The sequence below is a fragment of the Streptomyces sp. NPDC059900 genome (genome assembly GCF_050270335.1).
Taxonomy (GTDB): domain Bacteria; phylum Actinomycetota; class Actinomycetes; order Streptomycetales; family Streptomycetaceae; genus Streptomyces.
The window spans coordinates 45,477-62,407 of the sequence record NZ_JBNNJZ010000003.1; the positions used below are offsets into that span (position 1 = coordinate 45,477).

Genomic DNA, 16,931 nt, shown 5'->3' on the forward strand with positions numbered 1-16,931 from the left:
GAACTGACTCCAGTCGCATTTCCTTCCCCTCCCGTATGACGGAATTCGCGTTTCGCCCTCCCGCCTCAAACAGCATGGCTCACAAACGGCTGGAATCCATGGACGGGTAGGCTCGGGATCTCGCATTGCACGAAGCAGCAAGGGGGAAAAGTGTGCAGAGATGCGGACATAAGTCCACAACCCAACGTCATACAGCTGTGCGAACGCGGGCTTGATTGCTACCGCCGTACGCTGGCGGAAGGCCCCACGTCCGGCGAAGTCCCGGACTGCCTGGTCGAGTTGGGCCTGATGCGGCGCCAGGCCGAAGCCGGCGACCGCTGGGTGGCGGTACCGCCCGACATCGCGTCGCACGAGCTCACCCGCCCCCTGGAGCGCGCGATCCTGGCGCAGCAGCACACCGTGGCGGGCATCTACGACGCCCTGTCCGCGGCCGAGGACGCCTACCGCACCCAACAGCGCGCCTCCGCCGCGTCCGTGCGGCTGCTGCACGGCTCGGACGTCATCTACGCGGCGCTCGAACGGGCCTCGGAGGCCTGCCGCGAAGAGCTTCTGACCGCCCATCCCGGCGGGGCCCGCGACCCCGACGCCCTGGGCAAGACCCTGCCCCGCACGCTGCGCCTGAACAGCCGCGGCGTACGCCAACGCACGCTCTACCAGCACTCGGTGCGCGCGCACGGCCCGACGCTGGCCTACATCGAGCAGGTGACCGCGGCCGGGGCGCAGGTGCGCACACTCGACGAAGTCGTCGACCGCCTCATCGTCTACGACCGCTCCATCGCGTTCATCCCCGACCCGCGCTACGACCTCCAGACGACCGCGCTCGCCGTGGAGCACCCGGCCCTCATCCACTACCTCGTCAAGGTCTTCGACCACGCCTGGCAGCGCGCCGAGCCCGTCACCGTCGCACACGACAACGGCCGGCCCCCGCTCCTGACGGACGAGACCCGCCGGGCGGTGCTCCAGCTGATGGTCGAGGGCCATACGGACGCGGGGATGGGCAAGCGCCTGGGCATCAGCAGCAGGACCGTCTCCGCGCACATCAAGAAGGCGTCGGAGCTGATGGGCAGCCGCAGCCGGGCCCATCTCGCCTATCTGCTCGCCCGGTCCGAACTCCTGGAGGCCCCGCGCGAGGACTGAAACGGCGCTCGTCCTCCTCGTCCTCCTCGTCGCCCCCGTCCCCCTCGTCGCACTCGTCGTCCTCATCGCCCTCATTCCCCCGGGCCCTTGGCCATCGAGAGGGCGCGCTCCACGTCGGCGGCGAACGACCCGCCGGGCTCCGGGTGCGAGAGGCCCAGGACCGTGCATCCGGGCAGCAGCCGGCGCAGGCCTTCCGCCGCTCCGTCGGGCCCCGCCGAGCCTCCGAGCACGACTAATCGGCCGTGGCGGCGGGCCAGTTCGCCCGCCGCGGCCGCTAAGTGACTGTCGTCGACGTACACCAGGTGTGCGTGCGCGAGGTCCCCGGACCGCTCCCGCACCGCGAGGGCGAGCCGCGTGCCCTCCTCGCCGATCGACACCAGGCAGGTGTCCGTGTCCGCCGCATCGCCCGGCTTCGCGGCCACGTCCCAGATGACCGAGGGGATGTCCCCGTCGGCGGCTCCGGGCCAGGGCGCGGCCACCGCGTCGGACGTCTCCGTGCCGATGCGGATGTGGCAGGGCCGCCCCGAGCGGGCCGCACCGCGCAGCACCGCCCTGATCTCGCGCGCACCGCTCGGTACGGCGATCTGAACGCGCGGCATGCTCCGCAGCTGAGCCAGATCGGTCTGCGTGTGCGGCACCATGACCGAGGCCCCCGCCCGCAGATAGGCGACCGTCAGGCGGGGAAGCCGGGAGACCCTGGTGTCCGCGCCGAGCCCGAGGCCGCACACGAACACCCGGAACCCGGCGGTGACCAGGCCCTCGACCATGCTGACCATGGCGCTCTCCACACCGCCCAGTTGGAAGAACCGGTCCGGGTGGGCCGACTCGAAGGGGTGGTGTGCGCCGCCGGGCAGGGCCTCGACACACACCACACGCCCGTCGTCCGCACCGATCTTCGCCAGTTCCTCGCGGTAGATGTCCTCCGCCCGGACCGTTGTAGCCCCCACAGCGCACTCCTCCCAGAGGCAAGTAACTAACATGTAGAACGTTCTCTTTGTTTTTGAGGCCCGGGAACCCTCTGCTTGGTACGCATCAGGTAAAAACAGGGGCGGGTTCTGCACCCTCAGGCGGTCGCGACAGTGACGCCCCGCCACACGAACGGCCACAGCCGCTCCAGGGCGGCCTGCGCGCCGAGCCCCTCGCCCACGGGGGAGCAGCGGTACGCCTCAACTGCCGTCAGTACGTACACGACCAGGGCCGTCACCGCGTCGGGCCGGGCGTCCTGGCGCAGCTCACCCGCCTTGTCCGCCTCCCGCAGCAGACCGTTGAGCACGGGCACCCAGGCATCGTGCCAGCCCGGCACCGGTTTGGGCCGCTCACGGGCCAGCAGGGCCGCCGCCCGCACCACGACATCTTCGTCGAGCAGGCCCGCAAGGCCCCGCATCAGGGCGAACACGGCCGAAAGCGGGGACGCGTACCCGGCCACCGCGGTCGCGGCCCGCGCCCGCGTGATGGTCGACGCCTCTTCGACGACCGTCTCGGCCAGGGCACGCTTGCTGGAGAAATGGAACGTCAGGGCGCCCATGGAGACCCGCGCCGACGCACTGATCGAGGACATGGTGGCCCCGTGGTACCCGTTGGCGTCCACGTCGGCGGCCGCAGCCCTGATGAGAGCCTCGCGCGTACGCGCGGCTCTGTTCTGAGTCACCATGCGCCCTCCAGGGACCGCGGCGGCCCGTCCGCCCCCCTCTGGAGCAGACAGTACCCACCTCCCGACCCCAAAGCAAAGTGATCGTTCTAATTATTTGAAGGCGACCGTTCTAAAAAAACCGTCCACGGGCGCGGTGGTGCGCGGCACGGCGAAGCCGGGAGGGCCGCCCGACGGACGGCGCCTCCCGGCCCGGGTCATGCTCGCTCAGGTCCCTCAGTCACACAGCGCGGTGGCGCCGCCGTCGACCGGCACGGCCGCTCCGGTGACGAACGAGGACAGGTCGCTGCACAGCCACGCCGCCGCCCGCGCCACCTCGATGGGGTCGGCCATCCGCTGCTGCACCGCGGCGGCCATGAAGACCTGCTCCAACTGCGGTGTCGCGGCCAGGACCTGCTCCATCATCTCCGTACGCGTGCTGCCCACGACCAGCGCGTTGACGCGTACCCCGCGGGCCCCGTAGTCGGCCGCGGCCGCCTTCGTCATGCCGATCACGGCGTGCTTGGCGGCCACGTACGCGGCGGAGGCCCCGGTGGCGGCCACGCCGGCCACGCTGGAGGTGTTGACCACGGCGCCGCCCCGCCCAGACTTGAGCATGACGGGGATCTGGTGCGCGAGGCAGTTCCACACGCCCCGTACGTTGACGTCCATGGTCCGCGCGTAGGTCTCCTCGTCGATCTCGTGGAGGGCCTTCCCCGCGGTGGCGAAGCCGGCGTTGTTGAACGCCGCGTCCAGGCCGCCGAACGTATCGGCGGTCCTTGCCACGGCGTCGGCCACGTCCTGCCCGCGTGTCACGTCGCCGCCGACCGCGATGGCCCTGCCGCCCGCCGCGGTGATGTCCTCGACCAGGCGGTCGAGGAGTTCCGTGCGTCTGGCCATGACGCCGACGGCGGCGCCCTGTTCGGCGAAGAGGCGGGCCGCGGCCGCCCCGATGCCGCTCGACGCACCCGTGATCATCACTGTCTTGCCTGCCAGCATGCTCATCGCTCCCAGCTCCGGCCCGCCGCCGCCTCGGCACCGACCCGCGCGAGCAGCTCGGCATCGACCTGGTCGAGCCGGTCCACCAGGTGCCGCACACCGGCCTCCAGCATCAACTGCCGCTGGAAGCTGTGCTCATAGCTGCTGGGGTGGCCGATGAACGCGACGTTCAGCGCCCTGGCCTCCTCGGCCACACGGGCGACGTCGTCGATGAAGACCGCCTCGTCGTGCTTGAGGCCGAAGGTCTGCGTGATGATCTCGTGTATGCCGGGCCGGAAGCCGTCCGTGCAGACATACCCCGGACCGTCGAACAGGTCCCCGTACGCTCCCAGATGGGTGTCGAAGTGCGCCTTGGCGAGACCGCCGTAGCACACCACCTGTAACCCCAGATCCCGCACGCGGCGCAGCAGTTCCTCCGCACCCGGCGTCACCGTGACCGGGTGACGCTCCACGTACGCGTCCCGCTCGGCGAAGTAGACCCGCAGCGCCTCCTCACCGGTGAGGGGCACGGGGACCGCATCGGCCATGCGCTCCCCCGCGATGCGCTGCGGCTGGGAAAAGATGCTCCGTTCGGTTTCTGCGGTGTACTGCCCGCCACGGCTGACGACGAAGTCGTGGATGACAGGACTGAAGGTGTCGCTGAGCAGGACACCGTCGATGTTGACCGCGACAAGCCGTAGCTGTCCGGCACTGAGCCCCATGAACTCTCCCCGGGTTCGGCCCCGGCTCCCCGCCGGGGCGAGGCGCGCTCTTCGCGCACCTGTGGACCGGTCCGCAGCGTGCGCCATTGCTCCGCGCGGCACCGTGCGCGCACAGTAAGACGCCGCTGTACAGGCACACTTGACCGCGCGTCACCGCTGCCCCGGGCCGGGACAGGGAGGGACGCGGAGCGGGGAGAGAACCCGGGGCGGGAAGAGGCTCAGACGAGCCCGGCGTCCTCCAGTCGGCGCGCGTCGAGGTCCATGCGCACCACGGTGGCCGGGACGGCGATGCCGGGGAGCAGGATCTGCCACATCCGCCGCACGCGCTCGGGCAGATCCGCGCGTCCGACGGCGGCGGCGGAGTAGAGCTGCATGCCGGTACACGTCTCGACGACCTGGTCGGCCACTTGCGCGGGGTCCACTCCCGCCTGCAACTCCCCCAGCTCGCGGGCCTCGACCAGGCACTCCTCCATCACCTTGGCCCAGGCGACGTACGGCCCGGCCGCCTCGCCCATGCCCAGAGTGCTCTGTTCGGTGGTGAGCCGGACACCGGCCCGCAGCAGGACGTTGGTCTGCAACTGACGCGACCACACGATGGTGATGTCGATCAGCCGCTGCAAGCCCTCGGAGCGCAGCAGCGGCAGGATCGTGTCCGCCTGCTGGTCCATCACCGCGTGCGCGAGCCCCTCCTTGGACTGGAAGTGAAAGTACAGAGACCCGGCGGTGGCGCCGGCGCGCTCGAGGATCCGGTTGATGCCGGCGCCCGCGTAGCCCATCTCGTCGAAGACCTCGGCCGCGGCGCGCAAGATCCCGTCGCGTGTCTCCACGGCCCGCTGCTGTTTCGGCTGCCGCATCGCCCCTCCAAAGTAAACAGAACGATCTCTAATCTAGAGGATGGCTCACTTTAGATCCACCCTCCTGTCAGCCTCTGATTTCCAGGCCCATAGTCCGCTTTACCCCTTATGCCATGAGGACTTGAACCTTCCGTGGGGGTTTCTTTGCTGTTGATTGGTCTCAAAAAAAGAGAGCATTCTCTAAATTCGAGGTGCTCTCATGCAAACCTCGAGCCACAGCACGCTGCTCCGCCAGGTTCCACGAGCCTCGAGGTGCTCATACGTTCTAGGGGGATTTCCGTATGTACAGCACCATGCTGCCCGCTCCGGCCCGCCCTGCCGGATGGGCGTCGGCCACCAGCAAGCAGGTCCACAAGAACACCGCGTCCGAGACGCTCCTCACGGAGTGGCACCGGAGCGGGGCCGATGACTTCGTCGTCCGCGCGCAGTGGCCGCAGGACCACGGCTTCTACCGTACGCGGCACAACTTGCTCGATCCGCTGCTGCTTGCCGAGTCGGTCCGCCAGTGCGTGCCGCTCCTGAGCCACGCGGCCTACGACGTGCCCTTCGGCCACCACCAGTCCTGGAGCCACTTCAGCTACTCGCTCGCCCCTGCGGCGCTCGCCGTGGGCTCCACGCCGCCGGAGTTAGAACTCCAGGTCGCCTGCCGGGACATCGTCCGCAGATCACAGCGGCTCGCCTCGCTGAACATGGAGGTCGACGTGGTGCGTGACGGGATACACGTCGGCACCTGCCTGACCCGGTTCGCCAACCACGCCCCGGCGCTGTACAAGCGCCTGCGCGGACCGTACGGGGACCTTGCCGAGGCCACCGCGCGCGCTCTGCCGCTTCCGCCGCCGACCGCACCCACCCAGGTGGCCCGCGAGTCCTTCGACGACGTCGTGCTCTCGCCGACCGCTTCGCCGCGCCGCAGCCAGCTCCGGATCGACCTCAAGCACCCCGTACTCTTCGACCACCCGGTCGACCACGCCCCCGGCATGCTGCTCCTCGAAGCCGCGCGCCAGTCCGCGCACGCCGCGGTCCACCCCGCGCCCGTCTGCGTCACCGGCATGGACGTCGTCTTCGCCCGCTACGCCGAACTCGACGTGCCCTGCTGGATCCACACCGACCTGCTGCCGATGGCCGGACCCGACCGGCACAGGGTCCTGGTCACCGCCGTCCAGAACGACATCTGCGTCTTCTCCGGCGTCATCACGCTCCAGCAGCTGAACCTGAACTGAGCTGCTCCGCGCGGCTGCCACCCCCCACGGCACGTCTCCGCCGACGGTTCTCTTCGCACGCACCGCACACAAGCGCACCGCAGACAAGCGGCCGGGCCGCTGTACCGCGCCAACGACGCCGCGGCGCAGCCTGCTCGGCGTCCGGCCCCGCGCCGGCGCATCCGCACCGCAACAGCCGTATGAGGCATAGCTCCAAGAGTCGTACGACACAGCACATCGCGCTCTTTCGCCGGGCACGCCCGCCCCGCTGCCGCGCGCCCCGGCGTGCGCAGGGCACACCGCAGCGCGCCGATCCCCGCACACCGTCATGGGCCAGACCGTACCGGCACGCCCCGACTGTCGGGTCCCCACAACCCAGAACTGGCTGGATTCGCTGGTTCCGGATACCGCGCCACCGGAGGCACTTCCTCCGAAAACACCTGCCACCACCGGCACGCGGCCATCGCGGACGGCCCCGGTCCGTACGACGGCCTGTCGGGCGCCGCTGGCCAGAACCCGTCATCGTCCGCTACCGCACCCGCAGTTCCGCCCGCCGTACCTCACGGGAGAGCGCTCCGACGACGGCGGCGCACGCGCTGATCCCCGCGCCGACCAGGAACATCGGCACCACCCCGACCACCCCGGCGGCCAGACCGAACAACGGGAAGACGAGCGGGGCGAGGCCGACATGGGAGAGGGCGAGGACCGCGGCGACGCGGCCCTGGTAGGCGGCGGCCGTGTTGTGCTGGATCAGGGCGACGGAGAGCCCGCCGCACACCCCGCCCACCAGGCCCGCGAAGCCCGCCACCGCCGCCGCGCCTGCCACGGTCGGCAGCAGCCCGATGGCGCCGATCGCCAGGGAGGCCACGACCATCGCGCAGACCTGGACCAGCCCGGCGCGCCGGATCCGCCCCGCGAAGGAGAGCCCGATGGCGCCGAGCCCCGCACCGACCGCGAACGCGCCGAGTATCCAGCCGATTCCGGTGGCCCCGAAGCCCCGCTCCTTGGTCAGCAGGAACACGCCCATCTGGAGCGGCGGCATGAACCCGATCTCGCTCAGCGCGGTGCCGAGCACGAGCGGGCCGACGACCCGGTGCCGCCTGATGTAGCGAAGCCCGTCGGTCAAGTCGTGCCAGGCGCTGCCCGCTTCACCGGCTGCCCGGCCCTGCGGCAGCGGCGCGATGCGTACGGAGACCAGGAGGACCAGGGAGAGCGCGAACAGCGCCCCGGCGAGGGCGAATGCAGCCTCGCCGTGGTGGGCGAGCGCGAACCCGGCCATGGGCGGCCCCACGGCTTTGCCGATCCGGATCGCCAGCTGCCGCATGCCGACGAGGCGGACGATCTCGTCGGGTCCGGTGAGCCGGGGCGGCAGCGCACCCACGGCCGGCATGAAGAGGGCGTCCACCACGCCGAAGACCAGCGCCACCGCGATCAGGAGCCACAGCTGCGGAGTGCTGAGCCACAGCAGGACGGCCACCGCGAGGATCACCGCGGCCCGCAGGGCGTCGGAGCCGATGACGACCTTGCGCGGGTCGAACCTGTCGGCGATCACACCGCCGAGGAGCATGAGGAGCGCCCGGGGCACCGCGCCGAGCGCCAGCACGATGCCGACCTGTGCGGGGCCGGCGAGTTGGGCGGCGGCCCAGCCGAGGGCGAGGAAGTAGACGCTGTCGCCCACGATCGAAGCGAAGTACGCGGTGAGCCAGCGCAGCACGTTGGTGTCGCGGTGGGCGGGCCGCGAGACGGGCTCGGGGGGCACGTCGGCGAGGGCGATTGCGCCGCCGGGCGCGGCAGGTGGCACGGAGCCGCCGGATATAGGTCCGGCTCTGTCGGCGTCAGTCACAATCTCGGATCTTCACGTCAAAGTCACATCTGGGCAAGGGCTTTCGTGCGGTGCGCCTTGCGTCGTCCGCACCCTGCGGGACACGAGTCCCGCAGGGTGCGGCGCCAACCGTGAGTCGATCAGTCAGCGGATCAGTTCGTGCTCACGCGGCTCGCTTCGGCGCGGGGCGGGCACATCGGCCGTCGCGCCGCCGCCCAGCTTCGTGCCCTCGACGTCGAGGTTCGGCAGCAGCCTGTCGAGCCACTTCGGCAGCCACCACGCCTTGGTGCCCAGGAGGGCGAACAGGGCGGGGACGATGGCCATGCGGACCACGAAGGCGTCGAAGAGCACCGCGGACGCGAGGGCGAAGCCCATCATCTTGATGAGGTCGTTGTCCTCCGCGATGAACCCGGAGAAGACGCTGATCATGATGATGGCCGCAGCGGAGACCACCCGGCCGCCGTAGTGGAATCCGGCGACGACCGCCTCGCCCGCCGTGGCGCCGTGGGCGTACGCCTCCCGCATCCGGCTGACCAGGAACACCTCGTAGTCCATGGCGAGTCCGAAGACCACGCCGATCATGAGGATGGGCAGGGTGCTCATGACGGGGTTGGGCTGTTCGACGCCGAAGACGTCCGCGAGCCAGCCCTTCTGGAAGACCGCGACGACCGCGCCGAGAGCCGCGCCGACCGAGAGCATGAAGCCCAGTGCGGCCTTGAACGGGACCAGGAGCGAACGGAACACCAGCATCAGGAGCAGGAAGGCAAGGCCCACGACCAGACCGAGGTAGGGCAGGAGTGCGTCGTCCAGGGTGCGGGAGAAGTCGATGAACAGGGCCGTCTGACCGGTGATCAGGATCTCGGAGCCGGTGTCACCCTCCATACCGCCGGCGATCTTGCGCAGGGAGCGGACCAGCTCCTCGGTGGCGCCTTCGTTGGGACCGCTGTCCGGTACGACGTTGAAGATCGCGGTGTCGCCCGGCTTGTTGGCGGCGGCCGGGGCCACGGAGGCCACGCCGTCCTGTTCGGCGAACCGGTCTCCGACGGTCTTCGCGGCGGCCGCCGCGTCGTCGGACTCGACGGTGACCATCAGCGGGCCGTTGAAGCCGTCGCCGAAGGACTCCGACAGCATGTCGTACGCCTTGCGCTGGGTGGTGTCGGTGGCCATCGTGCCCTCGCCCGGCAGCCCCAGTTCGAGGTCGGCGGCGGGCAGGGCCACGGCGCCGAGGCCGATGACGCCGACCAGCAGGACGGCCACGGGGTGGCGCAGGACGTAACGGGCCCAGCGCGTACCGAGGTTGGAGCGCTCCTTCACCTGGCCGGGGGCCTGCTTGCCGGCTCGCTTGGCTTCTCGCTTGGCCGCCTTGCGCTCCTGCCGGGCCGACAGGGGCTTGGTACGGAAGGCGGCACGGTCGCGGCGGCGCAGGACGCGGACCGGGGCGAAGCCGAGCAGGGCGGGCACCAGGGTGATCGCGATGAGGACCGCGATGGCGACGGTACCGGCGGCGGCCAGGCCCATCTTGGTGAGCAGCGGGACGTTCACCACGCTCAGACCGGCGAGCGCGACGATGACGGTGAGTCCGGCGAAGACGACGGCGGAGCCCGCGGTGCCGACCGCCCGGCCCGCTGCCTCCTGGCGGTCGTGGCCCTCCAGCATCTCCGAGCGGTAGCGGGAGACGATGAAGAGCGCGTAGTCGATGCCGACGGCGAGGCCGAGCATCATGGCGAGGTTCGAGGTGGTCGCGGAGAGGCCGAGGGTGCTGCCGAGGGCGGTGATGGCGCTGATGCCCGCGCCGACGCCGACGAGGGCGGTGAGCAGCGGCATGCCCGCGGCGATCAGGGAGCCGAAGGTCATCAGGAGGACGACCGCGGAGATCAGCACGCCGATCTGCTCGCCGGTGCCGCCCATGGCGACGTCGACCTTCACCGCGTCGCCGCCTGCCTCAACCGTCAGGCCCGCGTCGCGTCCTGACTGAAGGGTCTTCTCCAGGGCGTCGTGCTGTTTGTCGACGAGTTCGGTGGCGGCCACCTTGTACGTGGCGACGGCGTAGGCGGTGGTGCCGTCCTTGCTGACCGCGTCGCCCGCGAACGGGTCGGTGACCCGGGAGACCTTGGGGTCCTTGCCCAGGCCGGCGACGAGGTCGGCGACGGCCGCCTTGTGCTCCGGCGTGGTGATCCGCTCTCCGTCGGGGGCGCGCACGACGACCCGGGCGCTGGCTCCTTCGGCGCTCGCGGCCGGGAACTTCTCTTCGAGGAGGTCGAAGGCCTTCTGCGATTCGGTTCCCGGCATGGAGAAGGTGTCAGCGGGCGGGGTGGGCGCCGACGAGGCCGCGAATCCGGTTCCGAAGAGCACCAGGAGCCACAGCAGTGCTGTCACGCCTCGCCTTCGGAAGGTGAATCGGCCCAGTTTGTAGAGCAACGTCGCCATGGTGGGGGGCTCCCTCGGGATCGAATGGCACCAAGACCCGAGGAGATTAACAAACCGCGCAGACGGTTTACTTATGGGAACGCCGCTTCTCCACCACTCCTCCAGCGACTCTCAAGTGGTCACAGGGCATGCGTACTTCAGAACCCTGCCCCAACGCGGTCGGGGCAGGGTCGAATCCCGGTGGACGGCGGACAAGTCCCAGGCCATATGGATTGACTTAGAAACCGCACGCGTGGTTTCTTTAGTCGAGACAACCGACACCACTCGAGGGAGAGGAGTCCGGTCTGACCACTGGGAGAAGGCGGCCACCCGTCCGCGTTCGGGCGCGGCCCGCCTCGGATCAGGTCGACGTCGTGCTGTCCGAACCCGGCTCCGGTTTCGTGTAGAGGACGTCGCGGGCCTGGTCCGCGGCTCTGGCGAGGCTTTCGTTCACGTAGTCGAGGAAGCGGGCGACGTTTTCGAGTCGGGAACCGGCAGCGGTGCCCGGTCCGAGGACTCCGACACCCTGCCGTGCGATGTCGACGACGCGGGCGGTGGAGCGGGCGCTGGCCATCATCGACTGGTACCAGATGTCGTCGTCGACGATGTAGAGATCACGACGGCGTTCGTCACGTTCACGGCGGACGAAGCCCTGACTCTCCAGGAACGCGATCGCCTTGGAGACCGAGGGCGGACTGACCTGGAGGCGCTCGACGAGCTCGGAGGCGGTGAGGCTCCCGGAGTCGGTGATGGTGAGACAGACCATCACACGGGCCATCATCTTGGGCATGCCCGAGCCCATCATGACGGTGGTGAACAGCTCCTCGTACTCGTGAACGGCTTCGGCGTCCCGGCCATGGGCCTGCGGGGGTGCCTTGGGGTCACGGGGTGCGGACTGCCGGCGGCGGTGGGCGCGGTGTTCGGTGGCGCGGTGGGCGAGGTCGGCGCGGTAGGCGGTGGGGCCGCCGTTGCGCATCACCTCGCGCGTGATCGTCGAGGTCGGGCGGTCGAGGCGCCTGGCGATCTCCGCGTAGGCGAGCCCGTCGGCCAGGCCGAGCCCGATCTCCTGGCGTTCCTGCTGAGTGAGTCTGCCTCCCGGCATCGCGGTCTCCTTCGTGGTCCGTGGTGCGCCCACTATAGCGTTCGCGGTCAATTCATTGCAACGAGTTCGTTCTCTACTGTTGCATTAGCCTCCACGCCACTGCAACGAATTAGCGCCTCTGACCTGGAGTGATGCCCATTGCACGCAACATCTCTGTTGCCAGAAACGTGAATGCAACTTAGCGTTTCCATCATCAGAAACAGCGAGCCGCAGGGCACGCACCAGAGAAAAGGGAGCCCATCATGCAGAAGTTCGACACCCCCGCCCCGGTCTCCGCCGTCGTCGACATCGCCGCGGGAAGCATCCGGATCATCGCCGCCGACCGCGCCGACACCACGGTCGAGATCCTCCCCGCGAACGCTTCCAAGAGCCGCGACGTGAAGGCGGCCGAGGAGGCCACGGTCGAGTTCGGCGCCGACGGCGTCCTGCGGATCAACGCCGCACCCGTGAAGAACCAGATCCTCGGCGCCTCCGGAACCATCGAGGTGACCGTCCAACTGCCCGCCGGGTCGGACATCGTGGCCAAGGCCGCCAGCGGTGAGATCCGGGGCGTCGGACGCCTCGGCGACGTCTCCTTCGAGGGCGCGGAAGGCACGGTCAAGCTCGACGAGGCATCGAGCGCCCGCCTCGCCCTCCAGGCCGGTGACATCTCGGTCGGCCACCTGGGCGGCCCCGCGGAGATCAGCACCCAGAAGGGGAACCTGCTGATCACCGAGGCCATCAAGGGCAAGGTCACGCTGCGCACCGAGCACGGCGAGATCTCGGTCGGCGCCGCCCGCGGCGTCTCCGCCCACCTGGACGCCGGCACCAGCTACGGCCGGATCGACAACACCCTCCAGAACACCGACGGCGCCGCCGCCGGCCTGCAGATCCACGCGACCACCTCGTACGGCGACATCACCGCACGCAGTCTCTGACCCCCCAGCTTCTAACCGAAGCCTCCGAGGAGCACCAACATGACGAATCTGGCCATCGCGGCGAACGGGCTGCGCAAGTCCTACGGCGACAAGGTCGTGCTCGACGGCGTCGACATCACCGTCCCCGAAGGAACGATCTTCGCTCTGCTCGGTCCCAACGGCGCCGGCAAGACCACTGCCGTGAAGATCCTCTCGACTCTCGTGACTGCCGACGCCGGCACCGTCCGCGTCGGCGGTCACGACCTGGCCGCCGATGCGCAGGCCGTACGCGCCTCGATCGGTGTCACCGGGCAGTTCTCCGCCGTCGACGGCCTGATCACCGGCGAGGAGAACATGCTCCTCATGGCCGACCTGCACCACCTCTCCAGGCAGGAGGGGCGGCGCATCACCGCCGAACTCCTGGAGCGTTTCGACCTGGTGGAGGCCTCCAAGAAGCCCGCCTCCAGCTACTCCGGCGGCATGAAGCGCCGCCTGGACATCGCCATGACCCTGGTCGGCAACCCCCGCATCATCTTCCTGGACGAGCCCACCACCGGACTGGACCCCCGCTCCCGGCACAACATGTGGGGCATCATCCGCGAGCTCGTCAACGGCGGCGTCACCGTCTTCCTCACCACCCAGTACCTCGAAGAAGCCGACGAACTCGCCGACCGCATCGCGGTATTGAACGGCGGCAAGATCGCCGCCGAAGGCACCGCGGAAGAACTCAAGCGCCTCATCCCGGGCGGACACGTCCGCCTCCGCTTCTCCGACCCGGTCGCCTACCAGTCCGCCGGCCTCGCCCTGCCCGAGGTCACCCGCGACGACGAGGCACTCTCCCTGCAGATCCCCAGCGACGGCACCCAGCGCGAACTGCGCGCCATCCTCGACAAGTTGGACGCGGCGGGCATCGAAGCCGACGAGCTGACCGTGCACACCCCCGACCTCGACGACGTCTTCTTCGCCCTCACCGGCGGTAACACCGGCACCACCGTGCCCAGCCAGCCCAAGGAGGCTGTCCGATGAGCTCCCTGTCCCTCGCCGTGCGCGACTCGAACACGATGCTGCGCCGCAACCTCCTGCACGCCAGGCGCTACCCGTCGCTGACGCTGAACCTGCTGCTCACGCCGATCATGCTGTTGCTGCTGTTCGTCTACATCTTCGGCGACACCATGAGCGGCGGCGCCGGACGCGACGCGTACATCGCCTACATCGTCCCCGGCATCCTCCTGATGACCATCGGCTCCACCACCATCGGCACCGCGGTCTCCGTCTCCACCGACATGAACGAGGGCATCACCGCCCGCTTCCGCACGATGGCCATCCACCGCGGATCGGTGCTCTTCGGTCACGTCGCGGGCAGCGTGCTCCAGGCGATCCTGAGCGTGGTGCTCGTCGGCGCGGTCGGCGTCGCGATCGGCTTCCGGTCCGTGGACGCCACGGCTCTGGAGTGGCTGGCGGCATTCGGACTGCTCGCCCTCGTCTCCCTCGCCTTCACCTGGATCGCGGTCGGCATGGGCATGGGCAGCCCGAACGCCGAGGCGGCCGCCAACAGCGCACAGCCGCTGATCCTGCTGCCGCTGATCTCCAGCGCCTTCGTCCCGCTGGAGAGCATGCCGGGCTGGTTCCAGCCGATCGCCGAGTACCAGCCCTTCTCCCCCGCCATCGAGACCCTGCGAGGACTCCTCCTCGGCACCGAGATCGGCAACAACGGCTGGATCGCCCTCGCCTGGTGCGTGGGTCTGGCCCTCCTCGGCTACCGCTGGTCCAGCGCACAGTTCAACCGCGACCCCAAGTAGGCCCCCCGGGCAACCGCGAACGTGCGGGACGCCGCCCCCCGGCCCGTCCCGCCCAGTGGCGGCGCACTCCGACACCCGTCGGCGTGCGCCGCCACACTCATGTGCGGTCAGCCGGTCCGGCCTGCCGGTTCAGGCCGTCTCGTAGTCGGCCGCGAGGAGGACTTGAGCGGTCATTGAGCGCGGGCGCCCATGCTGCCTGGCGAGGCTGGACCAGGATCGGCGGACGGACAGATCATGCTGATGGCGAACGACGAGTTGACCGGGCACGGCCCCGCGAAACCGCAGAGCGGCCGCACCGTACTCGACCCGCACTTCGACCCGCACGCCGACCGGTACGCCGCACGCACCGCGGGCATGACGGCTTCGGAGATCCGGGCGTTGTTCGCGGTCGCCAGCAGGCCGGAGGTGGTCTCGTTGGCCGGCGGCATGCCGAACCTGGCCGCGCTGCCGCTGGAAACACTCTCGACGCAGGTCGCGCAGATCATCGCGGAGGACGGCCTGACGGCCCTGCAGTACGCGTCGGCGCACGGTCTGCCGCCGCTGCGGGAACAGATCTGCGACGTGATGGCCCTGGAGGGCATCACGGCTCACCCGGACGACGTCGTGGTGACGGTCGGCTCGCAGATGGGCCTCGACCTGGTGACCCGGCTGTTCTGCGACCCGGGAGACGTGGTGCTGGCCGAAGGCCCCTCGTACGTCGGCGCGTTGGGTTCCTTCGCCGCGTATCAGGCGCAGGTCGTGCAGGTCGCGATGGACGAGCACGGCCTGGTCCCGGAGGCGCTGCGGGCGGCGCTGCGGCAGGCGAGGATCGCCGGGCAGCGCGTGAAGCTCCTCTACACCATCCCGAACTTCCACAACCCGGCCGGCGTGACGCTGGCGGTCGGACGGCGGGCGGAGATCCTGGAGATCTGTCGCACGTACGACGTCCTGGTGGTCGAGGACAATCCGTACGGCCTGCTCGGCCTCGACGGCCGGACCTACCCTGCGCTGCACTCGCTCGACCCCGACAACGTGGTGTATCTGGGCTCGTTCTCCAAGACGTTCGCCCCCGGTCTGCGGGTCGGCTGGGTCCTCGCGCCGCCCTCGGTGCGGGAGAAGCTGGTGCTCGCCACGGAGTCGGCGACGCTGTGCCCGCCCACGCTGAACCAACTGATCGTGTCGCGCTACCTGGCCACGCACGACTGGCAGAGCCAGATCGAGCTGTTCCGGGAGAACTACCGCGAGCGCCGCGACGCGATGCTCTCGGCACTGGAGCAGTACCTGCCGCCGGGCTGCACATGGACGAAGCCGGACGGCGGTTTCTATACGTGGCTGACCGTGCCGGACGGCGTGGACACCAAGGCGATGCTGCCGCGCGCGGTGGCCGCACGTGTGGCGTACGCGCCGGGCACCGGCTTCTACGCGGACGGGTCCGGCGGCCGCCGACTGCGGCTGTCCTACTGCTATCCGACACCGGAACGCATCCGCGAGGGAGTGCGCCGCCTCGCCGCGGTCCTGGAGGCCGAGACGGACTTCGCCCACGCGTTCGGTGGCGTGGGCTCCCGCCCGATACGGATACCGGGGCCGCGGACGTCCTAGGCGGCCGGGCCGTACGTGCCCCACACCTCGCGCAGCGCGTCACAGACCTCGCCGACGGTGGCCCCGGCGGCGAGTGCCTCCCGCATCGGATACAGGACGTTGGCCGTCCCCGCCGCCGCGTCCTGCACCAGCGACAGGGCGTCCGCCACGCGTTCGGCGCACCGCCAGGCACGCAGCTTGGCCAGGCGTTCGGCCTGCTGGGCCTCGATGGCCGTCTCGCGCGCGGCGGGCGTCACGCCCGGCTCTGCCGTGTGCCGTCCGGATCCGGGGATCGAGACAGTGTTCCACTTCGGGATCTCGGCCCGGCAGTACTCGAAGACGTCCGCGATCAGGCGCAGGGAGGGCTTGGGCGGGAAGATGTACGTCCCGCGCGCGATGTCCTCCCCCACGACGTCGTTCAGTATCGCCCCCGTCAGCCGGTCCGCCCGGACGCCCTGCTCCTCGGCCACCAGTTGGTACATCAGGAGCAGCAGGGCGGCGGGGGCGTCGATCGTCATCGACGTCGACACCCTGTCCAGCGGGATGCCGCCGAACAGGACCCGCATGTCGTCGATCGAGTCGATGGCGACCCCCACCTTGCCGACCTCGCCGGACGCGATCGGCGCGTCCGAGTCGTGGCCCATCTGCGTGGGCAGGTCGAAGGCGACGGACAAGCCCGTCGTACCGTTCGCGATCAGCTGCTTGTAGCGGGCGTTGGACTCGACCGCCGTACCGGAGCCCGCGTACTGGCGCATCGTCCAGGGAAGCCCCGACTCACCTGCTGTGGTGCGATTCATTGCTTCCCGCTTCCCATTCCGTACGACGGGGGCTG

Annotated in this window: 15 protein-coding genes; 6 read left to right on the plus strand and 9 right to left on the minus strand. The window is 69.9% G+C overall.

Annotated elements, in window-relative coordinates; genetic code table 11:
* The first annotated feature begins 150 nt into the window (after positions 1-150).
* Positions 151-1,137: a helix-turn-helix transcriptional regulator gene (locus ACQKIP_RS01265; protein ID WP_365865555.1), complete on the plus strand. Its 987-nt coding sequence runs from the start codon at positions 151-153 to the stop codon at positions 1,135-1,137.
* Positions 1,138-1,208: 71 nt separating this feature from the next.
* On the opposite strand, the gene ACQKIP_RS01270 is transcribed toward ACQKIP_RS01265, so the two are convergent.
* From ACQKIP_RS01270 to ACQKIP_RS01290, 5 genes are all read right to left on the minus strand, one after another.
* Complete coding sequence (locus ACQKIP_RS01270; RefSeq protein WP_365865554.1) at positions 1,209-2,084, minus strand: transketolase; 876 nt, start codon at positions 2,082-2,084, stop codon at positions 1,209-1,211.
* 116 nt (positions 2,085-2,200) lie between these two features.
* Complete coding sequence (locus ACQKIP_RS01275; protein WP_365865552.1) at positions 2,201-2,788, minus strand: TetR/AcrR family transcriptional regulator; 588 nt, start codon at positions 2,786-2,788, stop codon at positions 2,201-2,203.
* Between the two features lie 213 nt (positions 2,789-3,001).
* Positions 3,002-3,763, minus strand: coding sequence for an SDR family NAD(P)-dependent oxidoreductase (locus tag ACQKIP_RS01280; RefSeq protein ID WP_365865672.1), 762 nt, complete (start codon positions 3,761-3,763; stop codon positions 3,002-3,004).
* A gap of 2 nt (positions 3,764-3,765) precedes the next feature.
* Positions 3,766-4,464: an HAD family hydrolase gene (locus ACQKIP_RS01285; RefSeq protein WP_365865550.1), complete on the minus strand. Its 699-nt coding sequence runs from the start codon at positions 4,462-4,464 to the stop codon at positions 3,766-3,768.
* Positions 4,465-4,682: 218 nt separating this feature from the next.
* Positions 4,683-5,318, minus strand: a complete 636-nt coding sequence (locus tag ACQKIP_RS01290; protein WP_365865548.1) for a ScbR family autoregulator-binding transcription factor — start codon at positions 5,316-5,318, stop codon at positions 4,683-4,685.
* 281 nt (positions 5,319-5,599) lie between these two features.
* Between ACQKIP_RS01290 and ACQKIP_RS01295 the strand changes: the two genes are divergently transcribed.
* Positions 5,600-6,538 carry a ScbA/BarX family gamma-butyrolactone biosynthesis protein gene (locus ACQKIP_RS01295; RefSeq protein WP_365865546.1) on the plus strand — a complete coding sequence of 313 codons (939 nt, stop codon included), beginning with the start codon at positions 5,600-5,602 and terminating at the stop codon, positions 6,536-6,538.
* Between the two features lie 508 nt (positions 6,539-7,046).
* Here the strand turns inward: ACQKIP_RS01295 and ACQKIP_RS01300 are convergent.
* From ACQKIP_RS01300 to ACQKIP_RS01310, 3 genes are all read right to left on the minus strand, one after another.
* Positions 7,047-8,276 (minus strand): MFS transporter, encoded by a 1,230-nt coding sequence (locus ACQKIP_RS01300; protein WP_427741857.1) that lies wholly within the window; start codon positions 8,274-8,276, stop codon positions 7,047-7,049.
* Positions 8,277-8,483: 207 nt separating this feature from the next.
* On the minus strand, positions 8,484-10,766 hold the full coding sequence (locus ACQKIP_RS01305; protein ID WP_365865542.1) for an MMPL family transporter: 2,283 nt from the start codon (positions 10,764-10,766) through the stop codon (positions 8,484-8,486).
* A 340-nt stretch (positions 10,767-11,106) separates the two neighbouring features.
* On the minus strand, positions 11,107-11,847 hold the full coding sequence (locus ACQKIP_RS01310; protein ID WP_427741859.1) for a helix-turn-helix domain-containing protein: 741 nt from the start codon (positions 11,845-11,847) through the stop codon (positions 11,107-11,109).
* Between the two features lie 242 nt (positions 11,848-12,089).
* Here ACQKIP_RS01310 and ACQKIP_RS01315 point away from each other — a divergent pair, with 242 nt between their 5' ends.
* The 4 genes from ACQKIP_RS01315 to ACQKIP_RS01330 all read left to right on the plus strand — a co-directional run bounded on the left by ACQKIP_RS01315 (position 12,090) and on the right by ACQKIP_RS01330 (position 16,120).
* Positions 12,090-12,764 carry a DUF4097 family beta strand repeat-containing protein gene (locus ACQKIP_RS01315; protein ID WP_361196174.1) on the plus strand — a complete coding sequence of 225 codons (675 nt, stop codon included), beginning with the start codon at positions 12,090-12,092 and terminating at the stop codon, positions 12,762-12,764.
* A gap of 39 nt (positions 12,765-12,803) precedes the next feature.
* On the plus strand, positions 12,804-13,769 hold the full coding sequence (locus ACQKIP_RS01320) for an ATP-binding cassette domain-containing protein (protein ID WP_365865540.1): 966 nt from the start codon (positions 12,804-12,806) through the stop codon (positions 13,767-13,769).
* Positions 13,766-14,542 (plus strand): ABC transporter permease, encoded by a 777-nt coding sequence (locus ACQKIP_RS01325; RefSeq protein ID WP_361196177.1) that lies wholly within the window; start codon positions 13,766-13,768, stop codon positions 14,540-14,542. The genes ACQKIP_RS01320 and ACQKIP_RS01325 overlap by 4 nt, the downstream gene beginning before the upstream one ends.
* Before the next feature lie 234 nt (positions 14,543-14,776).
* Entirely contained in the window at positions 14,777-16,120 is a 1,344-nt protein-coding gene (locus ACQKIP_RS01330) for a PLP-dependent aminotransferase family protein (protein WP_427741861.1), read from the plus strand.
* On the opposite strand, the gene ACQKIP_RS01335 is transcribed toward ACQKIP_RS01330, so the two are convergent.
* Positions 16,117-16,896, minus strand: a complete 780-nt coding sequence (locus tag ACQKIP_RS01335; protein ID WP_365865538.1) for a methylmalonyl-CoA mutase family protein — start codon at positions 16,894-16,896, stop codon at positions 16,117-16,119. The two genes, ACQKIP_RS01330 and ACQKIP_RS01335, sit on opposite strands and share 4 nt — an antisense overlap.
* Positions 16,897-16,931 lie beyond the last annotated feature (35 nt).